The 24,159-nt window shown below is 59.2% G+C and carries 24 protein-coding genes; 5 read left to right on the forward strand and 19 right to left on the reverse strand.

Annotated elements, in window-relative coordinates; translation table 11 throughout:
* Window positions 1-51: 51 nt before the first annotated feature.
* The 11 genes from MK208_RS04805 to MK208_RS04855 all read right to left on the reverse strand — a co-directional run bounded on the left by MK208_RS04805 (window position 52) and on the right by MK208_RS04855 (window position 10,999).
* A complete protein-coding gene (locus MK208_RS04805) occupies window positions 52-1,269 on the reverse strand; it encodes an aminotransferase class I/II-fold pyridoxal phosphate-dependent enzyme (protein WP_294114466.1) in 1,218 nt (405 codons plus the stop codon).
* A gap of 114 nt (window positions 1,270-1,383) precedes the next feature.
* Window positions 1,384-2,688, reverse strand: coding sequence for an FAD-binding oxidoreductase (locus tag MK208_RS04810; RefSeq protein WP_294114468.1), 1,305 nt, complete (start codon window positions 2,686-2,688; stop codon window positions 1,384-1,386).
* Between the two features lie 76 nt (window positions 2,689-2,764).
* Window positions 2,765-4,135 (reverse strand): glutamine synthetase family protein, encoded by a 1,371-nt coding sequence (locus tag MK208_RS04815; RefSeq protein WP_294114470.1) that lies wholly within the window; start codon window positions 4,133-4,135, stop codon window positions 2,765-2,767.
* Entirely contained in the window at window positions 4,132-4,815 is a 684-nt protein-coding gene (locus MK208_RS04820) for a type 1 glutamine amidotransferase (RefSeq protein WP_294114472.1), read from the reverse strand. Before MK208_RS04820 ends, MK208_RS04815 begins: the two co-directional genes overlap by 4 nt.
* Before the next feature lie 59 nt (window positions 4,816-4,874).
* Complete coding sequence (locus MK208_RS04825; RefSeq protein ID WP_294114473.1) at window positions 4,875-6,191, reverse strand: glutamine synthetase family protein; 1,317 nt, start codon at window positions 6,189-6,191, stop codon at window positions 4,875-4,877.
* Between the two features lie 192 nt (window positions 6,192-6,383).
* Complete coding sequence (locus MK208_RS04830; protein ID WP_294114475.1) at window positions 6,384-7,190, reverse strand: ABC transporter permease subunit; 807 nt, start codon at window positions 7,188-7,190, stop codon at window positions 6,384-6,386.
* Window positions 7,187-8,077: an ABC transporter permease subunit gene (locus MK208_RS04835; RefSeq protein ID WP_294114567.1), complete on the reverse strand. Its 891-nt coding sequence runs from the start codon at window positions 8,075-8,077 to the stop codon at window positions 7,187-7,189. The genes MK208_RS04830 and MK208_RS04835 overlap by 4 nt, the downstream gene beginning before the upstream one ends.
* 113 nt (window positions 8,078-8,190) lie before the next feature.
* Window positions 8,191-8,898, reverse strand: a complete 708-nt coding sequence (locus MK208_RS04840) for a transporter substrate-binding domain-containing protein (protein ID WP_294114477.1) — start codon at window positions 8,896-8,898, stop codon at window positions 8,191-8,193.
* A 27-nt stretch (window positions 8,899-8,925) separates the two neighbouring features.
* The gene (locus tag MK208_RS04845; protein WP_294114479.1) at window positions 8,926-9,699 is read right to left on the reverse strand and encodes an ATP-binding cassette domain-containing protein; all 774 of its coding nucleotides are present in this window, start codon (window positions 9,697-9,699) and stop codon (window positions 8,926-8,928) included.
* A 128-nt stretch (window positions 9,700-9,827) separates the two neighbouring features.
* Entirely contained in the window at window positions 9,828-10,562 is a 735-nt protein-coding gene (locus tag MK208_RS04850; protein WP_294114481.1) for a PhnD/SsuA/transferrin family substrate-binding protein, read from the reverse strand.
* Entirely contained in the window at window positions 10,559-10,999 is a 441-nt protein-coding gene (locus tag MK208_RS04855; RefSeq protein ID WP_294114482.1) for a TerB family tellurite resistance protein, read from the reverse strand. Before MK208_RS04855 ends, MK208_RS04850 begins: the two co-directional genes overlap by 4 nt.
* Window positions 11,000-11,170: 171 nt before the next feature.
* Between MK208_RS04855 and MK208_RS04860 the strand changes: the two genes are divergently transcribed.
* The 5 genes from MK208_RS04860 to MK208_RS04880 all read left to right on the forward strand — a co-directional run bounded on the left by MK208_RS04860 (window position 11,171) and on the right by MK208_RS04880 (window position 17,640).
* Window positions 11,171-12,904 carry an ATP-binding protein gene (locus MK208_RS04860; RefSeq protein WP_294114483.1) on the forward strand — a complete coding sequence of 578 codons (1,734 nt, stop codon included), beginning with the start codon at window positions 11,171-11,173 and terminating at the stop codon, window positions 12,902-12,904.
* Window positions 12,901-14,241, forward strand: coding sequence for a sigma-54 dependent transcriptional regulator (locus MK208_RS04865; protein WP_294114485.1), 1,341 nt, complete (start codon window positions 12,901-12,903; stop codon window positions 14,239-14,241). The genes MK208_RS04860 and MK208_RS04865 overlap by 4 nt, the downstream gene beginning before the upstream one ends.
* A gap of 123 nt (window positions 14,242-14,364) precedes the next feature.
* Window positions 14,365-15,375 (forward strand): TRAP transporter substrate-binding protein DctP, encoded by a 1,011-nt coding sequence (gene dctP, locus MK208_RS04870; RefSeq protein WP_294114487.1) that lies wholly within the window; start codon window positions 14,365-14,367, stop codon window positions 15,373-15,375.
* Between the two features lie 217 nt (window positions 15,376-15,592).
* A complete protein-coding gene (locus MK208_RS04875; protein WP_294114489.1) occupies window positions 15,593-16,225 on the forward strand; it encodes a TRAP transporter small permease in 633 nt (210 codons plus the stop codon).
* Between the two features lie 14 nt (window positions 16,226-16,239).
* Window positions 16,240-17,640, forward strand: coding sequence for a TRAP transporter large permease (locus tag MK208_RS04880; RefSeq protein WP_294114491.1), 1,401 nt, complete (start codon window positions 16,240-16,242; stop codon window positions 17,638-17,640).
* A gap of 21 nt (window positions 17,641-17,661) precedes the next feature.
* Here MK208_RS04880 and MK208_RS04885 read toward each other — a convergent pair whose 3' ends face one another.
* From MK208_RS04885 to guaA, 8 genes are all read right to left on the reverse strand, one after another.
* On the reverse strand, window positions 17,662-18,093 hold the full coding sequence (locus MK208_RS04885; protein WP_294114494.1) for a TerB family tellurite resistance protein: 432 nt from the start codon (window positions 18,091-18,093) through the stop codon (window positions 17,662-17,664).
* Window positions 18,090-18,383 (reverse strand): DUF1330 domain-containing protein, encoded by a 294-nt coding sequence (locus MK208_RS04890; RefSeq protein ID WP_294114496.1) that lies wholly within the window; start codon window positions 18,381-18,383, stop codon window positions 18,090-18,092. Before MK208_RS04890 ends, MK208_RS04885 begins: the two co-directional genes overlap by 4 nt.
* A gap of 67 nt (window positions 18,384-18,450) precedes the next feature.
* Complete coding sequence (locus tag MK208_RS04895) at window positions 18,451-19,368, reverse strand: DMT family transporter (RefSeq protein ID WP_294114497.1); 918 nt, start codon at window positions 19,366-19,368, stop codon at window positions 18,451-18,453.
* Between the two features lie 103 nt (window positions 19,369-19,471).
* Complete coding sequence (locus MK208_RS04900; protein WP_294114499.1) at window positions 19,472-20,590, reverse strand: outer membrane protein transport protein; 1,119 nt, start codon at window positions 20,588-20,590, stop codon at window positions 19,472-19,474.
* Between the two features lie 113 nt (window positions 20,591-20,703).
* The gene (locus MK208_RS04905; RefSeq protein WP_294114501.1) at window positions 20,704-21,576 is read right to left on the reverse strand and encodes a DMT family transporter; all 873 of its coding nucleotides are present in this window, start codon (window positions 21,574-21,576) and stop codon (window positions 20,704-20,706) included.
* Complete coding sequence (locus MK208_RS04910) at window positions 21,573-21,851, reverse strand: antibiotic biosynthesis monooxygenase (protein ID WP_294114502.1); 279 nt, start codon at window positions 21,849-21,851, stop codon at window positions 21,573-21,575. The genes MK208_RS04905 and MK208_RS04910 overlap by 4 nt, the downstream gene beginning before the upstream one ends.
* A gap of 80 nt (window positions 21,852-21,931) precedes the next feature.
* Window positions 21,932-22,279, reverse strand: coding sequence for a hypothetical protein (locus tag MK208_RS04915; protein ID WP_294114504.1), 348 nt, complete (start codon window positions 22,277-22,279; stop codon window positions 21,932-21,934).
* A gap of 106 nt (window positions 22,280-22,385) precedes the next feature.
* A complete protein-coding gene (guaA, locus tag MK208_RS04920) occupies window positions 22,386-23,945 on the reverse strand; it encodes a glutamine-hydrolyzing GMP synthase (protein ID WP_294114506.1) in 1,560 nt (519 codons plus the stop codon).
* Between the last annotated feature and the right edge of the window lie 214 nt (window positions 23,946-24,159).

A 24,159-nucleotide genomic window follows, 5' to 3' on the forward strand; every position in this document is an offset into this window, starting at 1 on the left:
AAGAATAGCGGGCCACAGGGACCCGCTTCTCCGTAAAATTGTCGTGGTGTGTCAGGTGCCGTAGGCCTGCACCGCGCCCATCACATCTTCGGCGGCCCCAGTGAGCGCCCCTGCGATCAGGTCAAGCTCGTCGCGTTTCAGGCGGGCAGGAAGGCGCACGTCACAGGCGGACATCAGCATGGCGCGGGTCTGTGGAAGCTCTTGCTTTTCGGGCACAAACTGCCAGTTCCAGAAGGCGCGGGCATTGTCGGTGGATTGGCCAAAGACCTGCACTTTGATGCCGCGCGCATTGGCGGCTTCCTGGAAGGCCAGGATCTGCGTGTTGTCCATGCCTTCGAGGTTGAACTGAATGGAATCCGGCGCGCGCTCTTCCGGTGTCAGCTTTTCGGGCACTTGCAACCAAGGCGAGGCATTTAGCAATCCGGCGACATAGTCGTGGTTGGCGCGGCCATCGCGCACGCGGCGGGGGACTTCGTCCAGTTGAGGGCGAATGATGGCGGCGGCGAGGTTGGAGAGACGCAGGTTGTAGAGCGGCAGTTGGTTCTGCCAGCGGGCAAAGGCCGTTTCCAGTTCGCCGGTGTTGTCGCCTTCAGGCGCTTTGTGCTTTTTCCAGTTGTGCTCATAGGCACCGGACATAATCACCGCGCGGGCGATCAGGTCGGCGTCATCTGAGACCATGATGCCGCCTTCGCCGGAGTTGACCAGCTTGTAGGATTGGAAAGAAAAGCAGCCCACTTTGCCAATGGTGCCGATGTTGCGGCCATGCCATGTGGTGCCAAGGCTGTGGGCGGCGTCTTCGATCACAGGGATGTTGCGCGCTTCACAGAGGTCCTTGATGGCGTCCATGTCAGAGGTGTGGCCGCGCATGTGGCTGATGATCACGGCCGAGATGTTATCATCCAGCCGCGCTTCAAAGTCAGCGATATCAATGCGGTAGTTTGTGCCGACTTCACACAGTACCGGCACCAGATCAGCGTGCACAACGGAGGAGGGCACAGCGGCGAAGGTGAAGCCAGGCAGCAGCACGCGCGCATCGCGTGGCAGGTCCAGTGCTTTCAGCGAGAGAAAGAGCGCGGCGGAGCAGGAGGATACAGCCAGCGCGTATTTGCTGCCCAACATAGCGGCGAATTCCGCTTCCAGCAGGGCAACAGGTGCGTTTTCAGCAGCGGTGTAGCGGAACAGGTCGCCGGTTTGCAGGAGGCGCTCGATTTCCTCACGGGCGGACGCCGGAATTGGTTCGGCGTCATACACATTGGGTGGCAATGTCATAGTTTTCAACTTTCTTAAGTTGGGATTTCGAAAACATAAAACAATGTGCCGTGACAAGGAAGGGTAAACACAGCTGCGGGTGTGAAACTTCGATGAATAAATGTCGCGGTGGGATCAGACGCCAAGCCGGTCGCGCAGGGCGTACCAAGTCATCGCCAACGCCAGTAGAGGACTGCGCATTCTGGCGCCACCGGGGAATGGTGTCGCGGGCACGCGGGCCATGGTGTCAAAGCCCTCAGCTTCGCCGCCAAGCGCCATGGCAATCAACTGCCCTGCGTGGGTGGCGGTGCCAACGCCGTGGCCGGAATAGCCGGAGGCGGAAATCACATTGGGGGCCAGGCGGCGCAGATAGGGCATGCGCTTCATGGTGATCGCGAGGGTTCCGCCCCAGGCGTAGTCGATGCCGATGTCTTTGAGGTGCGGGAAGATCTCAACCATGGGTTTGCGCACGGTGGCCGCAATGTCGGTGGGGAAGGTGTAGCCATAGCTTTCGCCACCGCCAAACAGCAGGCGATTGTCGTGGCTGAGGCGGAAGTAGTTGATGACAAACTTGGTGTCCGCCACAGCCACATCACGCGCCAGAACCTTGGCGACATCCGCGCCCAAAGGTTCGGTGGCGGCGATGAAGTTGTTGATCGGCATGACGCGGCTGGCGACTTTGGGCTCCAGATCGCCGAGGTAGCCATTGCAGGCCAGCACGAGGTGATCGGCCGTTACGGTGCCTTTGTCCGTGGTGACGGTGACTTTGCTGCCGTGGTCAATTTTGGTCACGCGGGAGGTTTCATGGATGGTTGCGCCTGCGTCCGAGGCTGCTTGGGCGAGGCCAAAGGCGAAGGCCAGCGGGTGCAAGTGACCCGCACCCAGATCCAGTGAGCCGCCGACATATTTGGGCGAAGGGCAGATCGATTGCAGCGCGTCGCGGTCCAGAGGTTCGATCTGGTCATAGCTATAGCGGGTTTGCAGGTGCTCGGCATACTCGTGTTCTTCGCGTACCTCTTTCGCGGAAAAACAGGCGTGGGCGATGCCGGGTTTGTAGTGGCAGTTGATATTATGTTTGGAGATCAGACCTTTGACGAGCTCTTTGGAGTCTTCTGCCAGCTGCCAGAGCTTGGTGGCATCGTCCTGTCCAACCAGTTTTTCCAGCCCGTCCTGTTCCATGCGTTGGCCGGAGCCGAGCTGCCCGCCATTGCGCCCGGAAGCGCCAAACCCCACGCGGTGGGCTTCCAGTAGGACCACGTCAAAGCCGCGTTCGGCCAGATGCAAGGCCGTGGAGAGACCGGTAAAGCCGCCACCAATCACGCAGACATCTGCTGTGCGCGCGCCTTCCACTGGGGCAAAAGGGGGCAGCGGCTTGGCCGTCGCCGTATACCAGCTGTCAGGATAGTGACCTGTGCGGTCATTGGCATCGAGCAGGTTCATCGTGCCCCTCGCTTTCTCTTTCTGAAAATACCTCCGCCGGAGGCAGCGGGTTGGCCGCTGGCCAACCGCTTGGCTGTTACACGTTCAGCAATAGGTGCTCGCGCTCCCATGGGGAGATGACGGCGAGGAATTCCTCGTACTCCGCACGCTTCACGATGGAGTACACGCGTGCAAAGTCCGGTCCCAGAATGTCGTGTAGATCCTTGGCTTCGTCAAACAGATCCAAAGCGCCGCCCAGGATACGTGGAATGGCTTCTTCACCGTCGTATGCGTCGCCCTTGAATTGCTTGTCGGGGCGCTCTTGCTCTAGCAGGCCAAGGTAGCCACAGGCCAGCGAGGCCGCGATGCCTAAGTAGGGGTTGCAATCCATACCGGCGATGCGGTTTTCCACGCGGCGGGCTTGTGGCGAGGAAATCGGGATGCGGATGCCGGTGGTGCGGTTGTCTCGCGCCCATTCCAGATTGATTGGGGCGGCGTGATCGCGCACGTAGCGGCGATAGGAGTTCACATAAGGCGCCATGACGGCGATCGCGGCGGGCAGGTGGTTCTGCAGGCCAGCGATAAAGTGGAAAAACGCGTCCGTTTCTCCGCCCTGAGGACCGGAGAAGATGTTCTGGCCGGTTTCCGTATCCACAACCGAGTGGTGGATGTGCATGGCCGATCCGGGTTCGTCTTCGATCGGTTTGGCCATAAAGGTGGCGTAGCAATCGTGGCGCAGCGCGGCTTCACGGATCAAGCGTTTGAAGTAGAAGACCTCGTCCGCCAGTTTAAGCGGATCGCCGTGCACCATGTTGATTTCGAGCTGACCAGCGCCGCCTTCCTGTGTGATGCCATCGATCTCAAAGCCTTGGGCTTCGGCAAAGTCGTAGATGTCGTCGATCACCGGGCCAAATTCGTCCACGGCGGTCATGGAGTAGGCCTGACGTGCGGCGGCAGGGCGGCCTGAGCGGCCCATCATCGGTTTGATTTCCTGCCGCGGGTCGGTGTTGCGGGCCACAAGGAAGAATTCCATCTCCGGCGCCACGATGGGCTCCCAGCCTTTGTCGCGGTAAAGCTGGATCACGCGTTTGAGCACGTTGCGCGGGGAGAATTCGACCGGGGTTCCATCCAAATTATAGGCGTCGTGGATCACTTGCAGCGTCCAATCGGCGGTCCAAGGCGCGGCGGTGGCGGTGGACCAATCCGGGCGCAGGATCATGTCTTTTTCGATAAAGCCTTCGTCTCCGGCGGCTTCACCCCAACCGCCGGTAAGCGTCTGGTAGAAAATGGAATCTGGGAGGTGGAAATACTCTTGGCGGGCAAATTTGGTGGCCGGTACGGCTTTGCCGCGGGCAATCCCCGGAAGGTCGGAGATGATGCATTCAACTTCGTCGAGACGGTGGCCCTCCAAATAGGCGCGGGCGGCGTCTGGGGTTTTGGAAAGCCAGTCGGATTTGGGGGCGTTCATCGGGGGCGCTCCTGTCGGAAGAAGTCTGCAAATTGATCTGCAATGGTTTGACTGTTGGTCGGCTCATCAAGGTCGTCGATGGCGGCGTCGAGGATGTCGTCTGGCACCACGCCGCGGCCGCGGGTGTTGATCAGGCCGTCGACAAAGTCGGCGGAGAATTCAGGGTGGGCCTGCACGGTGAGGGCGCGGTCTCCATAGAGAATGGCTGCGTTCTTGCAGAAATCGTTGGAGGCGATGGTCACGGCGCCGGGGGGGAGTTCGGTGACCTGGTCCTGGTGCCAGGCGTTCATCGACAGTTCTGTACCGGCGAAGTCGTAGGTTTGATGGCCCACAGCCCAGCCGCCGTCGAATTTTTCCACTTTGCCACCAAGGGCTTGGGCGATGATCTGATGGCCAAAGCACACGCCGACAATTGGGATGTTTTGTGTGACGGCTTCCCGGATCAGATCCTCCAGAGGGGGGATCCAAGGGTGGTCTTCGTAGACGCCGTGTTTGGAGCCTGTGATGAGCCAGCCGTCGGCGTCGGTGACGGCTTCGGGGAATTCTCCGTCCACAACTTTGTAGCCAGCAAATTCAAAATTCTGCCCGGAAAGCAGGGACTTAAACATCTCGATGTAGTTGCCGTAGTGCGGTTCAAGCTCTTCAGGCGCGTGGCCGGTCAGAAGGATGCCGATTTTCATGTGTCACCAGAATTTGATCAAATTTATGGTAGCGGGAGACAGGCGCTCGCGCAAGCGTGTCATACACGCTCCAGATAGGTTTTCCAGCGGACCGCTGCGTCGATCTCGGCGAGTTTTCGCGCCTCTTGGCGTTTGGTCATCACCAGATTGTCGATCAGCTGCTTTGGCAGGCAGCGCGCGATAAAGGCGTCACTTTCAAACAGCGCAATGGCGTCGTCCCAGCTTTGGGCCAGTTGCGGCAGGTCCTGCGCATAGGCGTTGCCGCTGGTTGGGTTTGGGGGCTGCAAACCTTCCGCGATGCCTTCGATGGCGGCGCCAAGGATGGCGGCGAGCATCAGGTAGGGGTTCACATCCCCCCCGGAGACCCGATGTTCGATGCGGCGGGCGGCGTTGGGGCCACCGGGAATGCGGATTGCAGCGGTGCGGTTTTCGTAGCCCCAGCACACGGTTGTGGGGGCGTGGGCGCCGGGTGCAAAGCGGTCATAAGACGGCCCGTGTGGCGCAAAGATCAGGGTCGAGGCGCGCATGGCCTCTAGGCAGCCTGCTACAGCGGACTTCAGCAGGTCGGAGCCTTCTGCGGTGCCATCGTCAAAGACGTTTTTGTCGTTCTCATCCACAACAGAAAAATGCACGTGCATGCCGTTTCCGGCGTCATCGCCGTAAGGTTTGGCCATGAAGGTGGCGGCAAAGCCATGGTTGCGGGCGGTTTCACGCAGCAACTGCTTGATCAGCAAGGCATCGTCGGCGGCTTTCATCGCGGTTTGGTGGTTGAGGGTGACCTCAAACTGCCCCACGCCGCCTTCGCAGGTCATGGTTTGCAAAGGGATGCCCATGGCCGCAGCGCCATCGTAGATGTCGCTGAAAAAGCCATCAAAAGCATCAAGTTCCGAGACGCTGAGGATCTCAGATGCGTCGAGTTGGCGGCCATTGCGGGGGTGCTTTGGCGGTACAAGATGCGCGCCGCTGTCGTCCACCAGCGTGAATTCCATTTCGGTGGCGGCCACCACGGTCCAGCCGCGGGCGGCGTAGCGTTCCAATACGGTGGCCAGAGCCTGAATCGGGTCGCCCATGAAGGGGCTGCCGTCTTCGTTGGTCATGCCCATAAGGACCAATTGGGATGGTGTCTTGAGCCATGGCATCGGTACGGCGCCGCGGGGGGACGGGGTGAGCACGCCATCGGCGTCGCCGCTTTCAAAGACCAGCGGGCTGTTCTCGATGTCACAGCCCCAGATGTCCAGATTGAGGGCGGAGAGGGGCAGACGCGCGCCGCCTTTGTCGAGTTTTGCGAGATGTTCAGACGGCAGTCGTTTGCCGCGCAATTGGCCGTTGAGATCTACTGCGCCAATCCGGAAGGTTGCGCTTTGTGCCGGGTCCATGGGTCACCATTTCGATAATTTGATCAAAATATCGGGGGCGCGGGATGAATTGTCCAGAAGAATTTTTAGCAGCCATTTTCCACGTCGGTATTGCGTCTGTATCGCGACTGTATTGCGGAGGTGGCGTAAATGCAGAAACACCCGCCAAGTTTTGGCGGGTGTTTTGCAGATTTTCAGGTGGTCTGACCTCGATTAGCGGATCAGATTTGGTCGTACCCGCAGCTTTTTCACAGACGCCTGAGGCAGGTGTTTGTTCAGGCGTTTGTTGACCAGGCCGAAGATCCAGATGATCACCAGTGTGAGCATGATGAAATACATCGCCAGGATCGGATAGGGCACAAACGGGTTGTAGGTTTTGTCCGCAAAGTAGTTTGCATAGTAGAGCGCGTCGCCCTGTTGCCGCCAGGCCGGGAAGCCGGAGAAGAACACCAGCGTGGTGGCGTGGAACAGGAAGATGGCTTCGTTGGTGTAGGCCGGCCACGCCAGGCGCATCATGGTTGGGAACATGATGCGGCGGAAGCGGAACCAGCCGGTGATGCCATAGGCGTCCGCGGCTTCGATGTCGCCTTTCGGGATGGACCGCAGAGCGCCATAGAAAATCTCTGCCGAGTAGGCTGAGGTGTTCAGGAACAGCACAATCAACGCGCCCAGTGCCGCCGAAGACAGCGGGTTGAAGATCGGCGAGACGCCTTTGAGCGAGAGGAACAGGAAGTAGCCAAAGAAGAACTGGATAAACAGCGGGCTGCCCCGGAAGAGGAAGATGAACCACTCTGCCGGTTTGCGGGCCCAGTAGTTGTTGGAGTTTTTGGCCACCGCCAGAAGATTGGCAAAGAAGAAGCCGGTCAGCACGGCGAGCACGCCATAGTAGACGTTCCAGATCAGGCCGGAGCCAATCAGGGTGAAGTGCTCACACAGGGTGAAGTCCGTGCGCGGCAACATGCGCTCGCCATAGCCCAGAGAGCGGAAGGCGTAGTTCTGAATGGTGTCGATACAGCTCATGCCGCGCTCCCTGCTTTGCGTTGGGCTTCACCGTCGATGGTGGCCTGACCATGGGACAGGCGCTTGGTGATGCGTGCGAGGACAACCTCGGAGACGCGGGTGAAGAGCAGGTAGAAAATCAGCAGCGCAAGGAAGTACCACATGCGCCAGTCGCCGTGCGGGTAGTCAGTGAAACGGGCGGTCTTGGACGCGCCGAGATCACGAGCCCAGTAGACGATGTCTTCGACGCCGAGCAGGAACAGCAAGGGGGTGGCCTTGATCAACACCATCCAGAGGTTGGACAGGCCGGGCAGGGCGTAGATCCACATTTGCGGCATCAGGATGCGCCAGAAGGTCTGGCGCGGGGTCATGCCATAGGCCTCGGCGGTTTCCAGCTGTGGCCGGGGCACGGCCTGCATGGCGCCAAACAGGACGTTGGCGGCAAAGGCGCCAAAGACGATGGCAAAGGTGAAGACCGCCAGCCAGAAGCCATAGATTTCGTGAATCCATTGGGGCGAGGAACTAAGCGGAATTTTGGCGATGTCACAGACGAGGAACTCGCCGCCTTGGCGGACCGGTTCCGTCCAGTCGGGACATTTGACCTTGTGGCGCATCCATTCGATCGCTTGATCCAGCGCAATCACAAAGAAGAGGAAGAAAGCGATATCCGGCACGCCGCGCACAATGGCGATGTAGCCCTTGCCAAACCAACGCACGAGGAAGAAGCGCCCGCGGGCGGCCATGGCGCCACCGAGGCCAAACAACAGCGCGGTTGGGGCGGTGATTGCCAGCAGCAACAGCACCGTGCCAAACGAGGCGTAGAAGGCCATGTGCTTCCCGGTGGTGAGATAGCAGTTAAGCCAGGACAAACCTTCTAGGACCGAAGGATCTGAGCAATAGGCAAAAATGGCTGGCCTCTTTCGTCTGATCTTGGGGGCAGTGTGGCCGCGCAGGGCGGTCCGCCGGGTGGGAAAAGGGGGAGCCAACGCCCCCCCTTAAGTGGTTTGCAAATGGGGAAGGCTTAGAACTTGCCTTCGATTTCCCACTTGTCCAGCAGGGTGTTCAGCGTGCCGTCTGCCTTCATGGAGGCGATGGCTGCGTCGAACTTGCCGCGCAGTTCGTCGTCAGACTCGCGGAAGGCCATACCGATGCCGCCGCCGAGGTATACGTCCTCGATGAAGGTCAGGTCGGTTTCAGCCACAAATGGCGCCAGGAAGTCTTTGTCCGCCATCACGGCGTCCACTTCGCCCGCGTTCACAGCTGCGATGGTTTCATCTGGGGTGTTGAATTCCACCAGAGTTGCGCCAGTGGTGGCCACGTGGCTGGACTGGATGGTGCTGGTTTGCGCAGCAACGATGGCGGAGTTCACGTCAACGTCGGCAGACAGAGCTGCATATGCGGATGGGGATGGGCGGGTGTAACCTTGGGTGAAGTCCATGGTCTCTTCACGCTCATCGGTGATGGACATGCCTGCGATGATGGCGTCGTAGTTGCCGGACTGCAGGTTCGGAATGATGCTGTCCCAGTCGTTGGTGACCCACTCGCAGGTCAGCTCCGCGCGTTTGCAGAGCTCGTCGCCCAGCTCACGCTCAAAACCGTCGACTTCACCAGCGTCGTTGATGAAGTTGTATGGAGGGTAGGCGCCCTCGGTGCCAAGGCGCACGGTGTCGGCCATGGCGAAGCCTGCGGTCAGCGCCAGTGCGGCGGTGCTCAGGATCAGGTTTTTCATAGTATTGCTCCCTATGGTTGGTTGTTTTTATGCGGCGGTTGAAGACAGGAACTGTTTCAAACGCTCGGATTTTGGGTTGCCGAACAATTCGTCCGGCGCGCCTTGTTCTTCGATCAGGCCTTGGTGCAAAAACACAACGTGATCAGACACATCGCGGGCCATTTTCATGTCGTGGGTCACGATCATCATGGTGCGGCCTTCTTCGGCCAGCGCTTTGATCACACGCACAACTTCTTGTTCCAGCTCCGGGTCGAGCGCCGAGGTGGGCTCGTCAAACAGCAGCGCTTCAGGCTCCATCGCCAAGGCGCGGGCAATGGCGGCGCGCTGTTGCTGGCCACCGGAGAGCTGCGCCGGGTAGGCGTCGTGTTTGTCGGCGATGCCCACTTTGTTCAGATACGCATGCGCGGCTTCTTCCACTTCCCCCTTGTCGCGGCCCAACACGGTGACTGGCGCTTCCATCACATTTTGCAGGATGGTCATGTGGGACCACAGGTTGAACTGCTGAAACACCATCGACAGGTTGGTGCGGATGCGCAGGATCTGTTTGGGATCAGAGGGCTCACGGCCATGGCCGGTGCCTTTCCAGGTCACAGGCTCGCCTTTGAAGAGGATCTCGCCCTGTTGGCTGTGCTCCAGAAGGTTGGCGCAACGCAGGATGGTGGATTTGCCGGAACCAGACGAGCCAATCAGCGACACCACATCGCCGCGGTGCGCGGTGATGTCCACGCCCTTGATAACTTCGAGATTGGCATAGGCCTTGTGCAGGTCGCGGATTTGCAGAACGGGCGTGGCTTCGCTCACAGTGTCCCCATCAGTATTGGGTTAATCATTGGTTGCCCAATAGGAATGAAAATTTGCGCAATTGCAACTTTCAAAAGGGCGGCTGAGCCCCCGGAAGCGACATTTTGGTCAAAGATTTGGCCAATTGGTCAGGGGGCTGGCGGGTTTGGCACAGCCTCATAAGAGCTTTGCGGCAGGGTCACCAGACCTTGCAGAAACAATTCCTCGCGTTGACCTAACGTCAGGTTTTGAATGGCGTCATGTAACGCTTTCTGGATTCGGGGTGCATCTTGGTAACGTGCGGAAATAAATGGCAAAGCTGGCGTGGGCGTGGTCGGATCGACGACAACAAGGTTTTCGGCAAAAGCGTCATGGCGCTGCATCAATTTCCAGCTGATCACATCCAATGCGGCGAAATCTGCCGTGCCATCGGCCACCAAACGGGCTGATTCCCGATGGGCGCCGCTTTGAATTCGGGTCCCGATTCGTAAGCCGCGTTCGTCAAAATGACGCCAGACGGCGGCCCAACCGGATTGCGAGAGAGGCTCATTGTAGGCGAGCGTGGCGCGGTTCAGCGCAGACAGCTCGCGGCCCTCAAATCGGCGGTGCGTGACAATCACGGAACAATAGTGGCCTGCAGGGGCTTCCAGAATGCCGTGATCCGGCGCGCCGATCAGGGTGACGTTGTTCTTGAGCCGTGTGCGGTAAGGGAAGCCGCAGGTTTGGGCCAGCAAAAGGTCCGGGCTTTGCCAGATGTCCCAAAGATCGCCATCGCGAGACAGGGTGTTAGGTCCATCCCCGTAAGCGTCGCGAAACAGACGCAAAAGTCGATCCCATGTGGCGGCCACCTCGGGCCGGTCATACATGGGAAAGGCAGCGATCATGCTTGCGCGGCCATACGTTGGCGGGCCAAGGCGCTGTCTCGGTCAGAAATACCCAAAAGATTGGCGGCCAATCGGATCAGGCTGTCTTCTTCGGCATCGCGTTCCCCGTCCGCCAGCACCACCTGCCACATGGCTTCGATCACTTCGATGCGCGCCTCCAGCGGCACCGCGTCCTTGATCGCGCGGGTGAAGCGCACGGTGTCGGGCGCTTCAGACTCCAGCGTTTCGGCCTCTTTGCGCAGAGCGGTGGCCTCAAACGGGCTGAGGCCATAGCGGCCAGTGACAATGAGCTCAATGCGTTCCGCTTCGGCCGGGTCATAGACCCCGTCGGCACGGGCAATACGCACCAGTAAGGCACTCAGCGCCAGGCGGGCGTCAGAGTCATTCAAAGTCTCGGGGGCGGGCGCCGTCAGGCGTTTGAGAAAATCTGCAAACATAAGCAAAGATGTAGGTTGCGCTGCAAAGTCTCGCAACCACTCATTCTCATTCCACAAATATCCTGGGGGAGGCGCCGTTGGCGGTGGCGGGGGCAAAGCCCCCAGAATCCCGTTTCCAAGCGCGCGGCATTGGCCTAGCCTGCGCCAACTTTTGCAACTGTGCCCGGCCCAATGTCTCGACGTCCCTTGATCCTTTCTGCGATTTTGACCCTGTTGGTGGGCTTTGTGGTGCAACGGGCGGCGTTTGACTATTTCGCCCAAGAGGAATGGAGCAAGGCGCAGGGGCAGCTCTCGCTCTATCGCAGCACAGTTGTGGCGGAGCTGGAGCAGCACAGTCATCTGACGCACATTCTGGCGCGGGACACCTTTGTGACCGAGGCGGTGGCCGGTGGTGGCACAGGGCCGCTGAACGCACGGCTTGAGGATTTTGCGCGGCAATCGGGGCTGGAGGCGATTTATCTGATGGATGCCAATGGGGTCACCATTGCCGCGTCCAATCACGCCAGCGAAACCAGCTTTGTCGGCCACAATTACGGGTTCCGCCCCTATTTCAAAGACGCACTTCAGGGCAAGCACGGGCGGTTTTATGCCATTGGTATGACCACAGGCTTGCCGGGGCTGTTTCTGGCGGATGGCGTGGTGGTCGAAGGCCATGAGGTGGCGGGTGTGATCGCCATCAAGAAAGGCTTTTCTGTTTTGGAAGACAGCTGGCGGCGGGCCGGGCAGCAGGTGATTCTGACCAACAGCGACGGCGTGGTGCTTTTGGCCTCTGATCCCGCATGGCGCTATCGCGCGCTAACACCTTTGACAGAGACACAAAAGCAAAAGATTGGCGCGGTGCGGCAGTTCTCCGGGCAACCGTTGGACCCGCTGCAGTGGCGGGTGAAGGCGGACAATCGCGCGGTGATTGGTGGGGACGAGCGTATGCATCTGGTGGCGGATGATCTGCCGGACGGCTGGCAGCTGCATTATTTTGCCGATGATGACCGTGCCGTGGCGCGCAGCTGGCTGGCGACGGCAGCGGTGGTGTTTCTGGCGGGCGCGCTGATGATTGTGTTTCAGGTGCAGCGGGCGCGGCGCGTAGGGCGGGCGCTGAAGCGGGCGGAGAAGGAAGAAGCGCAGCTGCGCAGCTCGAACCAGAAGCTGGCCGTGGAAGTGACAGAGCGCAAGGCGGCTGAGGCGCGGTTGCAGAAGACCCAGAAGGAGCTCGAGCAGGCCAGCCGCTTGGCGGCTTTAGGACAGTTGTCGGCCTCAGTGACTCATGAGTTAGGGCAACCGATTGCCGCCATGCGCAATCATCTGGCGGCGGCGGAGATTAATCCACAGAATGCGGCGCGGCTGGGGGGCGAGATCAGTGGGCTGGTCGGGCGCATGGAAGGCATCACCCGGCAGTTGAAATTTTTTGCAACCAGCAGTGAAGAGGCCTTTGAGGTGTTTGATCTGCGCGCGGCGATGCAGGCGGGGGTGAGGTTGTTGGCGCCCAACATCGAGAAAGGTGCTGTGCAGGTGGATTTGCAGCAAGCAGAAGAGCCAGTTTGGGTGCGGGGCAACCGGCTACGGTTGGAGCAGGTGATTACCAATGTGCTGCGCAATGCCTGTGACGCGATGGAAGAGGAGAACGCGGTGTCGCGCCTGTCTGTGACAGTTGGGCAAGAGGGCGAGGTTGCCTACTTCGAGGTGGCAGATACTGGGCATGGGCTAGGGGCCGCGAGCCTTCCGGATTTGCAGGAACCCTTTGTGACCACGCGGGCCAGCGGGCGCGGCATGGGGCTGGGTCTTGCGATTTCTGCCAGCATTATCAAGGATCACGACGGCACCATGAGCGCAAAGGATCGGCCCGAAGGGGGCGCGGTGTTCCGCGTGGAACTGCCTGCGGTGCAGGACAACAACGAGCAGATGATATGAGCGACGAGCAACCTTTCAGCCTTTTGATTGTGGATGATGACAAATCCATGCGCCAGTCGTTGCTGGCGTTGATGGAAGCCGCAGGATGGCAGGCGGAGGCCGTGCCACGGGCGGATCGTGCGCTCGATAAACTGGGCGAGATACATCCCGATGTGATCCTGTCGGACGTACGCATGCCGGGGATGAGCGGGCTGGACCTGTTGGCGCAACTCGATCGCGATTTCGCGCCGCCTTTGGTGCTGATCTCGGCCCATGGAGACATTCCGATGGCGGTGGAGGCGATGCAGGCGGGGGCCTATAGCTTTGTTGAAAAGCCTTATGAGCCGCGTCGGTTGCTGACCATCCTGACTCATGCGGCGGAGCAAAGCCGGATGAAGGCCAGCAACGCGCGGCTGAAGGAGCGGCTGTTTGCCCTGTCCGGTTTGGACCGCGTGTTGCTGGGACAAACGGCCGCGGTTGCAGCCCTGCGCGAAGAGGTACTGGACTTGGCCGGGCTGGATGGCGCCGTCATGGTGCTTGGCGAGACGGGTACCGGCAAGGAGTTGGTGGCGCGGGCTTTACATGATCTGAGCACCCGGTCGGATCGACCGTTTTTGGCGGTGAACTGCGCGGCGCTGCATCCGGACAGTTTTGAAGCGGAGATGTTTGGCGTTGCCGGTGGCCCGGAGGGGCGGTTGCAAGCGGCCTCAGGCGGGACATTGTTTCTCGATGAGGTCAGCAGTTGCCCGCCGGTGGTGCAGGCCAAGCTGTTGCGGGTGATCGAGGACCAGCAGGTGTACCCGGTGGGTTCCGGCGTGCCAGTGAAAGTAGACTTGCGGATTGTGTCGGCCACCAATGAGGATGTGGATCAGGCGGTGGCGGATGACCGGTTGCGTGCGGATCTGCTGTTTCGCCTGAACACGTTTGTGTTGCTGGTGCCACCTTTGCGACAACGTCGCGATGATCTCTCTCTGCTGGCGGGGCACTTCATGGGGGAATACGCCCAGATGCATGAGATGGAAGTGCCAGCGTTAAGCCATGAGGATATGGCAGCGCTTTTGGCGCATGACTGGCCGGGCAATGTGCGCGAGCTGCGCAACGTCTGCGCCCGGCGGGTGATGGCCGCGCGGCGGGGGGGCGGCTCAATGGCGGCGGCTTTGGCAGGGGATTTGGGCACCGAAGATGTGCCAGACACCTTGCGCGAGGCGGTGGCGGCTTTTGAGCGGGAGCTGATCGGCAAGGCGATCAAGGCGCATCAAGGCCGAATGGATGCGGCGGCGGCGGCGTTGGGGATTGGCCGGCGGACGCTCAACGAGAAGATTGTGAAGCTGGGGCTGAACAAAGACGCGCTTTTGTAGCGCATAGCTCAGCCCTGCGGAAATCCGCAGGGCAGGGGCGTTGGCCTACGCAAATTCTCTCATTGGCATTTGACGCGCCTTTGCGGCATGCTCCCCACAGAAAAACGCAAATGGGAGGAAATCATGCGTAAGATTTTGAGCCGGACGGCTGTGGCTGCTCTGTCGATGGCCTTTGTCACCGAAGCGATGGCAACCGAGTGGAATGTGTCCCTCTGGGGCAAGCGCCGCGCGTTTACCGAGCATGTTGAGAAGCTGGCGGAGCTGGTATCCGAGAAAACCGGCGGCGAGTTCACCCTGAACATCAGCTATGGTGGCCTGTCCAAGAACCGCGAAAACCTCGATGGCATCTCCATCGGCGCGTTTGAAATGGCGCAGTTTTGTGCCGGCTATCACCGCGACAAGAACCCATCCATCACCGTGCTGGAACTGCCGTTTTTGGGCGTGAGCTCGCTGGAGCAGGAAATCGACCTGTCCATGGCGGTCTATCAGCACCCTGCGGTTGTGGAAGACCTGGCTCGCTGGGACGCAACTCTGCTGATGCCGTCGCCGCTGCCACAGTACAACCTCGTGGGCATGGGCGATGCGCCAGCCAAACTGGATGATTTTGCAGGTCTGAGCGTGCGCGCCACCGGCGGTATCGGCAAAGCCATGGAAACCGTGGGCGCTGTGCCAACCTCCATGTCTGCGACCGAAGTGCGTCAGGCAATGGACAGCGGCGTTGTAAAAGCGGTGGCCTTCGCGCCGCACGCGCATATGTCCTATGGCACCATCGAAAACGCCACCTGGTGGACCACCAACCTGAACCCGGGCACCGTGAACTGCCCGGTAGTGGTGAACACCGAAGCGCTGAACAGCCTGTCTGACGCGCACCGTGAGGCGCTGTTGGGCTCTGTGGAAGAGTCTCTGGATCACTATGTGACCACCTACAACGGCAAGACCATGGACGCCTGGGGCCCAGCTCTGGATGAGCGCGGCATCACCAAAGTCTCCTTCACCGACGAAGAGATTGCGGCGTTCAAAGAAGCAGCGGCAGCCCCAGCCGCCAAAGCCTGGATCGAAGAGAACACCGCGCGCGGCCTGCCTGCGCAGGAGCTTTACGACATGGTTACAGGCATGATCGCAAACGGCAGCTAAGCTGTCCGGTAGGCGGGGGCGCTGCCCCCGTCTCACACCAATTTGGTGTGAAACTCCCCCGGGATATTTTGCGAATGAGAAGCGGTATGTACCTACATGTCTTGTTTCTCATTCTCACAATATCCCGGAGCGCGAGGCAGCGCCTCGCCTAGGGCGCATCACAAGATGCGCAAACCCTGTGCGCCGCAGGCGCGCCTCATGACAAGCGGGAGGTTTTATGGCCAGCGCAACTTCGGTGCTGACGGACAACAGCACCCTCAGCAAAATTGACACGCAGTTCTACAAACTCGAAAAAGCCTTAGCTTTGGTGAGCGGACTGGCGGTGTTCTCTCTGATGCTCATGGCGGTGTTTTCCGTCGCAGGGCGAAATTTCTTCAACTCGCCTCTGCCGGGCTATGTGGACTGGATCGAGCAGGCGATGCCGCTGATTGCCTTTATGGGCGCGTCTTATGTGATGCGCGACGGTGGGCATATTCGCATGGACATCCTTGTGGGCCAGCTCAAAGGCCGTGTACTTTACTTGGTGGAGTTCATCACCACCAGCGCGGTTCTGTTCCTAATGGTGCTGCTGGTTTGGGGCACTTGGGCGCATTTTGATCGCAGTTTTGACTTTGGATCGCCGATGTGGAGCCGGGACAGCTCGATGGACATTGCTTTGCCTCTGTGGCCTGCCAAGCTTTTGGCACCGGTGGCCTTCTCGGTGCTCTGTGTGCGGCTGGTGTTGCAGCTTTGTGCTTTTGCCAAAGCCTTTGTGACCAATGCCACCACGCCGGTGGCGGTGCCTTTGGTGATTGATGCGGCCACGCAGGCGGCGATGGAAGCGGAGCATGTCTCCGGCCATGATTCCTAGGAAAGAACAAGAACATGGAACCGATTGATATTGGGTTGGTGGTCTCCGGCGGATTGCTGGTGATGGTTGTGTTGGGCATGCGGGTGGCGTTTGCGGCCGGTTTGGCCGGGATGATTGGTCTCATCTGGATTTTCTGGGCCAAGTTTGGCTACGCGCCCGAGCGGTTTGGCAAGGCGCTGACCGTGGCGGTCAAAACTGCCGGGCAGGTGCCGCATTCCAAAGTGTCGAGCCAGGCATTGAGCCTGATCCCGACGTTTATCTTGATTGGCTATCTGGCGTATTACGCTGGGCTGACCAAGGCACTGTTTGAGGCGGCCAAACGCTGGCTGGCCTGGGTACCGGGTGGCTTGGCGGTGTCCACGGTGTTTGCTACCGCGGGTTTTGCGGCGGTGTCTGGTGCATCTGTGGCAACCTCGGCGGTGTTTGCGCGGATTGCGATCCCGGAGATGCTGGCGATTGGCTATGACAAACGTTTTGCAGCGGGCGTTGTGGCGGCTGGCGGCACTCTAGCGTCCTTGATCCCGCCGTCGGCGATCCTGGTGATCTATGCCATCATCGTGGAGCAGGACGTGGGTAAGCTCTTGCTCGCGGGCTTTATCCCGGGGGCGTTTTCGGCGGTGATTTATGGCCTGCTGATCATCGGCATGGCGATGACCATCAAAGGCTTTGGCCCGCCCGTGTCTGGCTTTACCTGGAAAGAGCGTTTCACCGCACTACCACCGGCCTTGCCGATTGTGTTTGTGGTCGTGACCATCATCTTTTTTGTCTACAACCCGTTTGGCGGCGATGCCTGGGGCACGCCAACTGAGGGTGGGGCGATTGGGGCTTTTGTGGTCTTCCTGATGGCGCTCTATCGCGGCATGCGCTGGTCTGAGCTCAAGGATGCGCTGCTGGAAACCGCGAAGCTGTCGGTGATGATTTTCACCATCATCTGGGGCGTGTTGATCTACGTGCGCTTCCTGGGCTTTGCGGACCTGCCAAGCGCGTTCTCGGATTGGATCACCTCGTTGACCATGTCACCTATGCTGATCCTGATCTGTATCCTGCTGGCCTATGCGGTGCTGGGGATGTTTATGGATGCGATTGGCATGCTGCTTTTGACCCTGCCGGTGGTCTATCCGGCGGTGATGGCACTGAATGGCGGTGAGTTTGTCTCCGCAGCCGACAGCACCTTTGGCATGAGCGGGCCGATGTGCGCGATCTGGTTTGGGATCCTGGTGGTGAAGATGGCGGAGTTCTGTCTGATCACGCCGCCGATTGGCCTGAACTGTTTTGTTGTGGCCGGTGTGCGCGATGATCTGAGCGTTCAGGACGTGTTCACAGGTGTAACGCCGTTCTTCATCGCCGATGCCATCACCATCGCGCTGCTGGTGGCCTTCCCGGCGATTGTGCTCTGGTTGCCAAGTCTGGCATAAACAAAAGCCTGTCGGCCCTGCTTAGGAAGCGGGGCCGATTGGTGTGTCTTCGGGCTTGATGCCCATCAGCTTGGAAATCTCCAACAAGCTGGCGTCCTCAGCCGGGACGTGTTTACCATCCGCCTCAATCACATCAACCATCTTTTGCGCCACTTCCAAGCGGTGCGGGTAGTCTACGTTTTCGCGGATCAGCAGTGCGAAATCCGGTGTGCCAGGGGCGTTGTGCTCCAGTTTCTCGCAGGTGGCACGCAGTTTGGCGGCCTCAATCGGATTGAGGTCAAAGGTGGTGGCGAGAATGCGGTCAATCTCGCTGATTTCCAGCGCGTGGTAGTTGTCATCGGATTTGGCAACCCGCACCAAGAGCGCGCCAAGGGCGAGCTTTTCATCCGGTTCTGGCAGAGGATCGGCGTCGGTTTTGCCGCGCAGGCGGTCGAGCAGGTGGTCCCAGATCATGGATCGTAGCCCTCGATAATGACGATGTCGCCGGTGCTGACTGGATCACGCAGGGCTTTGGCGGCTTGGTAATCGGCGCTTTTGTAGCAATCGAGGGCGGCCTGGTAAGTTGGGAACTCGATGACCACATTGCGGCTGCGGGCGCTGCCTTCAGGGTTTTCGAATTGCCCGCCGCGGATCAGGAACTTGGCGCCGAAATCCGCAAACGGTTTGGCGTTGGCCTGTACGTATTTTTGATAGCCGTCGATGTCGTCCACGTCGACGCGACCGATCCAGTAGCCTTTGGCCATTCTGGCCTCCCTTGTTGGTTTTGTTGTCCTGCAAGGTGCCAAGCGGGGGGCGTGTTGGCAAGCGGTGTCAGGTCGGTTTTTTGCGGCGGAGTCGCGCGAGGAGGCGACCGTCCAGCACGATGAGACCAAGGGTGAGCAGGGCAAAGCCTGCAAAGGCGCGCGGGGGAAGCGCTTCGTTGAGGAAGGCGGTGCCCAGTAGGATGGCAAAAGGCGGGATCAGCAGTGTGACCACCAGCAGATTGCCGGAACCCGCAGCGGCGAGGACGCGGTAGTAGAGCAGGTAGGCGGCGGCGGTGCCGAGGATGGCGGCATAGGCTATGGCGGCCCATGTGGGAGCGGACAGGTTGAGTGTGAAAGGCGCCTCGGTGACATGGGCCAAGGGCAGGGCCAGAAGGGTTGTGCAGGTAAGCATGCCCGCGGAGGCGACCAATGGAGAGCAGCCGGCGAGATGTTTGCGGGCCCAAACGCCAGCGAACCCGTATGACAGCGTGGCGAGTAGGGCGGCGATTTGGGCGAGGGAACGCGGGTCCAGTGCCGTTAGATGGCTGAGGCCGATGGCGGTGGCGACACCGCTAAAGCCAAGGCCAATGCCGAGCGTTTTGGCCAGCGTGAGGCGCTCGTCGGGCAGGAAAAGCCCGGCGAGCAACACGCCCCAGAACGCCGTGGCGGCGTTGAAAATCGAGGCGAGACCGCTTTCGATGGTGAGTTGGGCAAAGTTGAGCAGGCCGAAGGGGATCAGGTTGTTGAGCAGGCCCATCACCAGAAATGCGCCCCAGAGACGCGGACTGCGCGGGAGAGGGGTTTGGGTTGCAAAAATCACCAGCCACAGCAGGAGCGCCGCCCAGAGGGTTCTGTGGGCGACCAGTGTGAGGGGGCCGATCTCATCAAGCGCAATGCGGTTGGCAAAGAAGACCGCGCCCCAGAGGACAGCCAGCAGGAAGAGTTCGGCCCAGACGCTGGGCGAGAGGTGTTTTTGTGTGCTCATGAGGAGGGTTTAGTGGTTTGCGCAGTGGCACTCACTCCGAAACCTGCGCAAAAGAAAAGCCCCGCCAAAGGGGCGGGGCTTTAGAGAATTGGTTTGCGCTCACTTAGAAGCGGTAGCCGATGCGGATACCTGCGCCCCATGCAGAGTTGTCGTTGAAGTCGAGTGTGCCAATATTTGTTCCTGTTGCCGGGTTAGCAACGTTTACACTTTGATCACCAGGCATTGCATAAGTGAGGCCTCCGGAAATGGAAAGCTGCTCATTTACTTGATAGGTCGCGCCTAGGCCGATGCTTGTCGAACCCGTTGTTGGGGCCAGGGCCGTGGTGGATGGGCGAGAGCCTGGTTCTTCAAAGCCAAGTTGAAGCGCCAAAGACAGTTTGTCGTTGATACGCTGCCCAACACCTATGGTGTAGGAGATTGTATCGTCGTCGAAGTTCACCCAGTTTCCGTCGGTTGTGTCCAAGGCGAAGCCGCCCCAACCTGCCCAGCGAATGGAGCCGAAAACCAGAGTATTGGCGGCAACGCCGGTTTGAAAGTCAAGGTTAACGCTTTCTGGAAAGTCTACGGAGAACGTCCGAGGGTCAAAATCCGTTGGGGAAGTTGGTGCTGCACGTTGACCTGTAAAGTCCGAAGAGATTGCAGAGGCATAGGTCAGAGCAACGCGGAGTGCAATTTCCGGCTTCTCATAAGCCACACCCACAACGCCGCCAAAGTCATAGTCGCTGTCTGCGCGCAAAATACCATTTCCGGACTGGATAACACCATCCACTTTAAGGGCGCGTGCACCGCCATGTACGCTGAATCCGTTACCAAGATCGTATTGCAACAAGAGGGTCAAAGCGTCGCTGTTGATTTCTGCCGTGCCATCGTAGGGTAATGGGCCTTCGGTCGCCGAGAATGGTCCGTCAGTGTAGAGGACGTGAGCACCAAATGGTTGATCATAGATCAGAGCGACATCTAGTTTTTCTGTCGCTTCGTATTTGAAGCCAAAACCTGCTGAGTTATAGGACTGCGCGACGTTGCTGGCGTCGGTGAACAGCCCAGGCGCAATTGGATTTGCTTCGCCGTTCACCTTTGGCTTTGCATAGGAATAGGTGAACTGAAGGAAGTTGCCTTCCTCAAAGAGGATGTTGACCCCTTGGCCGGAGCGGTCGATACCGCCGGCGAAAGACGTGCTAGCGACCAGTGTCAGTGCGGTCGCTACCCAAAGCGCTTTTTTCATCTTCATATGTCCCGTGTTTTTTTGAGTGTTATTTTATTTGTCCGCCACAGGCTATTCGGGCAACTTTGTTTAAGTCAACGTTAAGGTAAGGTGCCATTTGCCATGACTTTGCGTCACTTTGGCGCAGGTTTTGTGCGCACTTGGGACAATATGTTAAGGTAATTGCCCGCAAAAATCACTGCGGCTCCGACCAGCACCCACAGATCGATTTGTTCTGCGTACAGTGTCATTCCTACAACAGCTATAAGCGGCAACCGAATGAAGTCGATCGGCATAACAACCGATGCGGGTGCGAGTCGCAGCGCCGTGGTTAGGCAATAGTGGGCCACCAGTCCGGCGCAGGCGATCAACACGATCCAAGGCAAGCTGTTGGCTGAGGGCAAAGCAATGTCGCCGTCGAACCCCGCAAAGATCACGCCGAAAGCAGCTTGCATGAGCGCGAGGTAAAATAGGATGCAGGTGATGCTTTCTGTGCGGGTCAGTTTGCGGGTGAATAGCGCAGAGAGCGCGAAGCCGATGGCGGCGCAGGCGGCTGTAATTTGGCCGACGTCAAGCGTTTGGGGATTGGGACGGGCGACAATCAGGATGCCAAAAAAGCCAATCAGGGCGGCAAGTAACCCGATGGGGCGCAGTTTCTCTCCCAGGATCAGCGGGGAGAGCAGGATGGCCCAGATGGGGGAAGTAAACTCCAGGGCAAAGACCTGAGCCAAGGGGATCACGGTGATGGCGTAGAACCAGAGGTTTTGGCCGGCAAAATGGCTCAGGTTGCGGATGAAATGCAAACCCATGTTGCGGGTGGAGATCTGGTTTAAGGTGCCTGCAAGTCCGGCGACCCCAACTACAAGCAGAACGCCGACAAAGCTGCGGTACATCATGATCTCAAACGTATCGAGTTCAAAGCTCACCGCGCGGCCGGCAATCGCCATTGAGGTGAAAGACAGAATTGCGCCACTCATCCAGAAGGCGGCTTTAAAGGTGTCGTTCATTCCGTGAGGCCTTCGATTTGATAGCTGCGGGGGATGCCGTCTGTGATTTTGGCCCATTCGGAGGCTTTTGTGCGGGTTTGATGGGCGTCAAAAGCTGCGCGATCCACAAAGAGCTCGGCGACCTGGAAGCGTCCGGCATGTGCCGCATCCGGTGTGACCTCAAACGAAAGGCAGCCTGCTTCGGCGCGGGTTAGCGCGATGTGCTTGGGCAGCGCGTCTGAGACGGCCGCGAGGCGGGTGGCGGGCACGTCGATATATCCGGACAGCTTGATCATGCGCGGACCGTGGCAGGTCTTGCTCAGAGGAACAAGTGCGCTTGTGTACTAATTTCGCGACGTCTGGAGCTGGAGCTAGATCACTCCGCGATGGTGCAGCAGCCGGAGCGTTGGCCGAGGCCAAGTGTGTTGAGGGACACAGAGAGCGGAAAGGTGCCGTAGTCGGTTTGGCAGGTGCCTTCGGAGACCAGCAACATATGTGCATTTGGCGGCTCTTGTAGCAGCCAGACGCGGGGCCAGCCCTCGTGATCTTGCGGAAGGGCTTTGGCGGGCAGGGTGCGGGATTTCTCGCCGGTGCGCATGTAGACGGCTTTGTCGGTGACCGTGAAGACCAACGGAGAGTTGCGCATTTCACAGGCCAGCGGCGGTGCAGCAAAAGCTTGTGTAGCGGCCATGGTGAGAAGAATTGATGTCAAGAGTGCGCGCATGTGTCCGTTCCAAATCCTTGGCCAGTGTGGCGCAAGGGATCGGGAAGCGGAAAGCAAAAATGCGAGATCGGTTAATCTCGCATTTTAGGTAACTTTTAGCTGACTGTTATTCCCACTCGATGGTGCCCGGAGGCTTCGAGGTGATGTCGTAGGTACAGCGGTTGATGCCCTTGACCTCATTGATGATCCGTGTGGCGGTTTCACCAAGGAACTCGTGGCTGAACGGATAGTAATCCGCGGTCATGCCGTCCACTGAAGTCACCGCGCGCAGCGCACAGGCGTAGTCGTAGGTGCGGCCGTCGCCCATCACCCCCACGGTGCGCACGGGCAGGATCGCCACGAAGGCTTGCCAGATGTCATCATACAGGCCGTGCTTACGGATCTGATCGATGTAGATGGCGTCCGCTTCGCGCAGGATCTCCAGTTTCTCGCGGGTGATCTCACCCGGGCAGCGAATGGCAAGGCCCGGTCCCGGGAAGGGGTGACGGCCGATGAAGTGCGCTGGCAGGCCCAACTCGTGACCCAAGGCGCGGACTTCGTCTTTGAACAGTTCGCGCAGAGGCTCAACCAGCTTGAGGCCCATTTTCTCTGGCAGGCCACCGACGTTGTGGTGGCTTTTGATGGTCACGGAAGGACCGCCGGAGAAGGACACGGACTCGATCACGTCAGGATAGAGCGTGCCTTGTGCCAGGAATTCGGCACCTTCGATCTGGTCTGCGTATTTCTGGAACACGTCGATGAAGAGCTTGCCGATAATCTTGCGCTTGGTTTCGGGGTCAGACTGACCTTCGAGTTCCCCAAGGAAGAGTTCGGTTTCATCCGCGTGGATGACTTGCAGGTTCATGTGGTCGCGGAACATGCCGACCACTTCGTCGGCTTCGTTCTTGCGCAGCAGGCCGTGGTCGACAAAGACACAGGTCAGTTGGTCGCCAATGGCTTCGTGCAGCAGGGCGGCGGCGACAGAGCTGTCCACGCCGCCAGAAAGCGCACAGATGACTTTCTTGTCGCCAACCTGGGTTTTGATTTTCTCGACCATCTCGGCGCGGTAGGCGCCCATGGTCCAGTCACCTTTGAAACCCGCCAGTTTCACAAAGTTCTCATAGAGCTTTGCGCCGTTTGGTGTGTGGTGCACTTCCGGGTGGAATTGCACGGCGTAGAAGTGGCGGGACGTGTCGGCGGTGATGGCGTAAGGCGCGTTGGGCGAGGTGCCGTAGACCTCAAAGCCCGGAGCGATTTCGCTGACGTGGTCGCCGTGGGACATCCAGACCTGCTCGTCACCGTCAGCAAACCAGCCGTCGAGAATGTCGAGCGAGTTGTTTGGTGTCACATAGGCGCGGCCAAATTCGGCTGTGCCGTGGCCGCTTTCGACCTTGCCGCCCAATTGGGTCATCATGGTCTGCTGACCGTAGCAGATGCCAAGGATTGGTACACCGTAGTCAAAAATCTCTTGCGGCGCGCGTGGGGAACCTTCGCGGGTCACGCTGTCGGGGCCACCGGAGAAGATCACAGCCTTGGGCGCATAGCTGCGTACAAAGTCCATGTCGACGTTCTGATACGGGTGGATTTCACAGTAGACGTTCAGCTCGCGCAGGCGACGGGCGATCAGCTGGGTAACCTGGCTGCCGAAGTCAATGATAAGAAGGCGGTCGTGGGATGTCTGGGTCATGGCGGACGCATAGAGAAGAGTGGCGTTTTTCGCAAGATCGTTCGCGCGTTCAAATCAGGGTTTTTGCCGCAAGAGGCAATCAACCGCAGGAGAGCGGAGAGGAAGGGTCTAAAACGACTGGTCAATGTCGCATTTTTGTTTCAAAGGACGCTAACCAACCGGAGAGGCCTTGGTGGGAGGGGTAGACCTTTCACAAGGATATCAATTCAGCCTG

The sequence above is a fragment of the Shimia sp. genome (assembly GCF_022448905.1).
GTDB lineage: Bacteria > Pseudomonadota > Alphaproteobacteria > Rhodobacterales > Rhodobacteraceae > Shimia.

Coding starts and splice junctions, on each gene's coding strand:
- MK208_RS04805 (WP_294114466.1), bottom strand. CDS start 1,269: ATGACATTGCCACCCAATGTGTATGACGCCGAACCAATTCCGGCGTCC.
- MK208_RS04810 (WP_294114468.1), bottom strand. CDS start 2,688: ATGAACCTGCTCGATGCCAATGACCGCACAGGTCACTATCCTGACAGC.
- MK208_RS04815 (WP_294114470.1), bottom strand. CDS start 4,135: ATGAACGCCCCCAAATCCGACTGGCTTTCCAAAACCCCAGACGCCGCC.
- MK208_RS04820 (WP_294114472.1), bottom strand. CDS start 4,815: ATGAAAATCGGCATCCTTCTGACCGGCCACGCGCCTGAAGAGCTTGAA.
- MK208_RS04825 (WP_294114473.1), bottom strand. CDS start 6,191: ATGGACCCGGCACAAAGCGCAACCTTCCGGATTGGCGCAGTAGATCTC.
- MK208_RS04830 (WP_294114475.1), bottom strand. CDS start 7,190: ATGAGCTGTATCGACACCATTCAGAACTACGCCTTCCGCTCTCTGGGC.
- MK208_RS04840 (WP_294114477.1), bottom strand. CDS start 8,898: ATGAAAAACCTGATCCTGAGCACCGCCGCACTGGCGCTGACCGCAGGC.
- MK208_RS04850 (WP_294114481.1), bottom strand. CDS start 10,562: ATGATCGCTGCCTTTCCCATGTATGACCGGCCCGAGGTGGCCGCCACA.
- MK208_RS04855 (WP_294114482.1), bottom strand. CDS start 10,999: ATGTTTGCAGATTTTCTCAAACGCCTGACGGCGCCCGCCCCCGAGACT.
- MK208_RS04860 (WP_294114483.1), top strand. CDS start 11,171: ATGTCTCGACGTCCCTTGATCCTTTCTGCGATTTTGACCCTGTTGGTG.
- MK208_RS04865 (WP_294114485.1), top strand. CDS start 12,901: ATGAGCGACGAGCAACCTTTCAGCCTTTTGATTGTGGATGATGACAAA.
- dctP (WP_294114487.1), top strand. CDS start 14,365: ATGCGTAAGATTTTGAGCCGGACGGCTGTGGCTGCTCTGTCGATGGCC.
- MK208_RS04875 (WP_294114489.1), top strand. CDS start 15,593: ATGGCCAGCGCAACTTCGGTGCTGACGGACAACAGCACCCTCAGCAAA.
- MK208_RS04880 (WP_294114491.1), top strand. CDS start 16,240: ATGGAACCGATTGATATTGGGTTGGTGGTCTCCGGCGGATTGCTGGTG.
- MK208_RS04885 (WP_294114494.1), bottom strand. CDS start 18,093: ATGATCTGGGACCACCTGCTCGACCGCCTGCGCGGCAAAACCGACGCC.
- MK208_RS04890 (WP_294114496.1), bottom strand. CDS start 18,383: ATGGCCAAAGGCTACTGGATCGGTCGCGTCGACGTGGACGACATCGAC.
- MK208_RS04895 (WP_294114497.1), bottom strand. CDS start 19,368: ATGAGCACACAAAAACACCTCTCGCCCAGCGTCTGGGCCGAACTCTTC.
- MK208_RS04900 (WP_294114499.1), bottom strand. CDS start 20,590: ATGAAAAAAGCGCTTTGGGTAGCGACCGCACTGACACTGGTCGCTAGC.
- MK208_RS04905 (WP_294114501.1), bottom strand. CDS start 21,576: ATGAACGACACCTTTAAAGCCGCCTTCTGGATGAGTGGCGCAATTCTG.
- MK208_RS04910 (WP_294114502.1), bottom strand. CDS start 21,851: ATGATCAAGCTGTCCGGATATATCGACGTGCCCGCCACCCGCCTCGCG.
- MK208_RS04915 (WP_294114504.1), bottom strand. CDS start 22,279: ATGCGCGCACTCTTGACATCAATTCTTCTCACCATGGCCGCTACACAA.
- guaA (WP_294114506.1), bottom strand. CDS start 23,945: ATGACCCAGACATCCCACGACCGCCTTCTTATCATTGACTTCGGCAGC.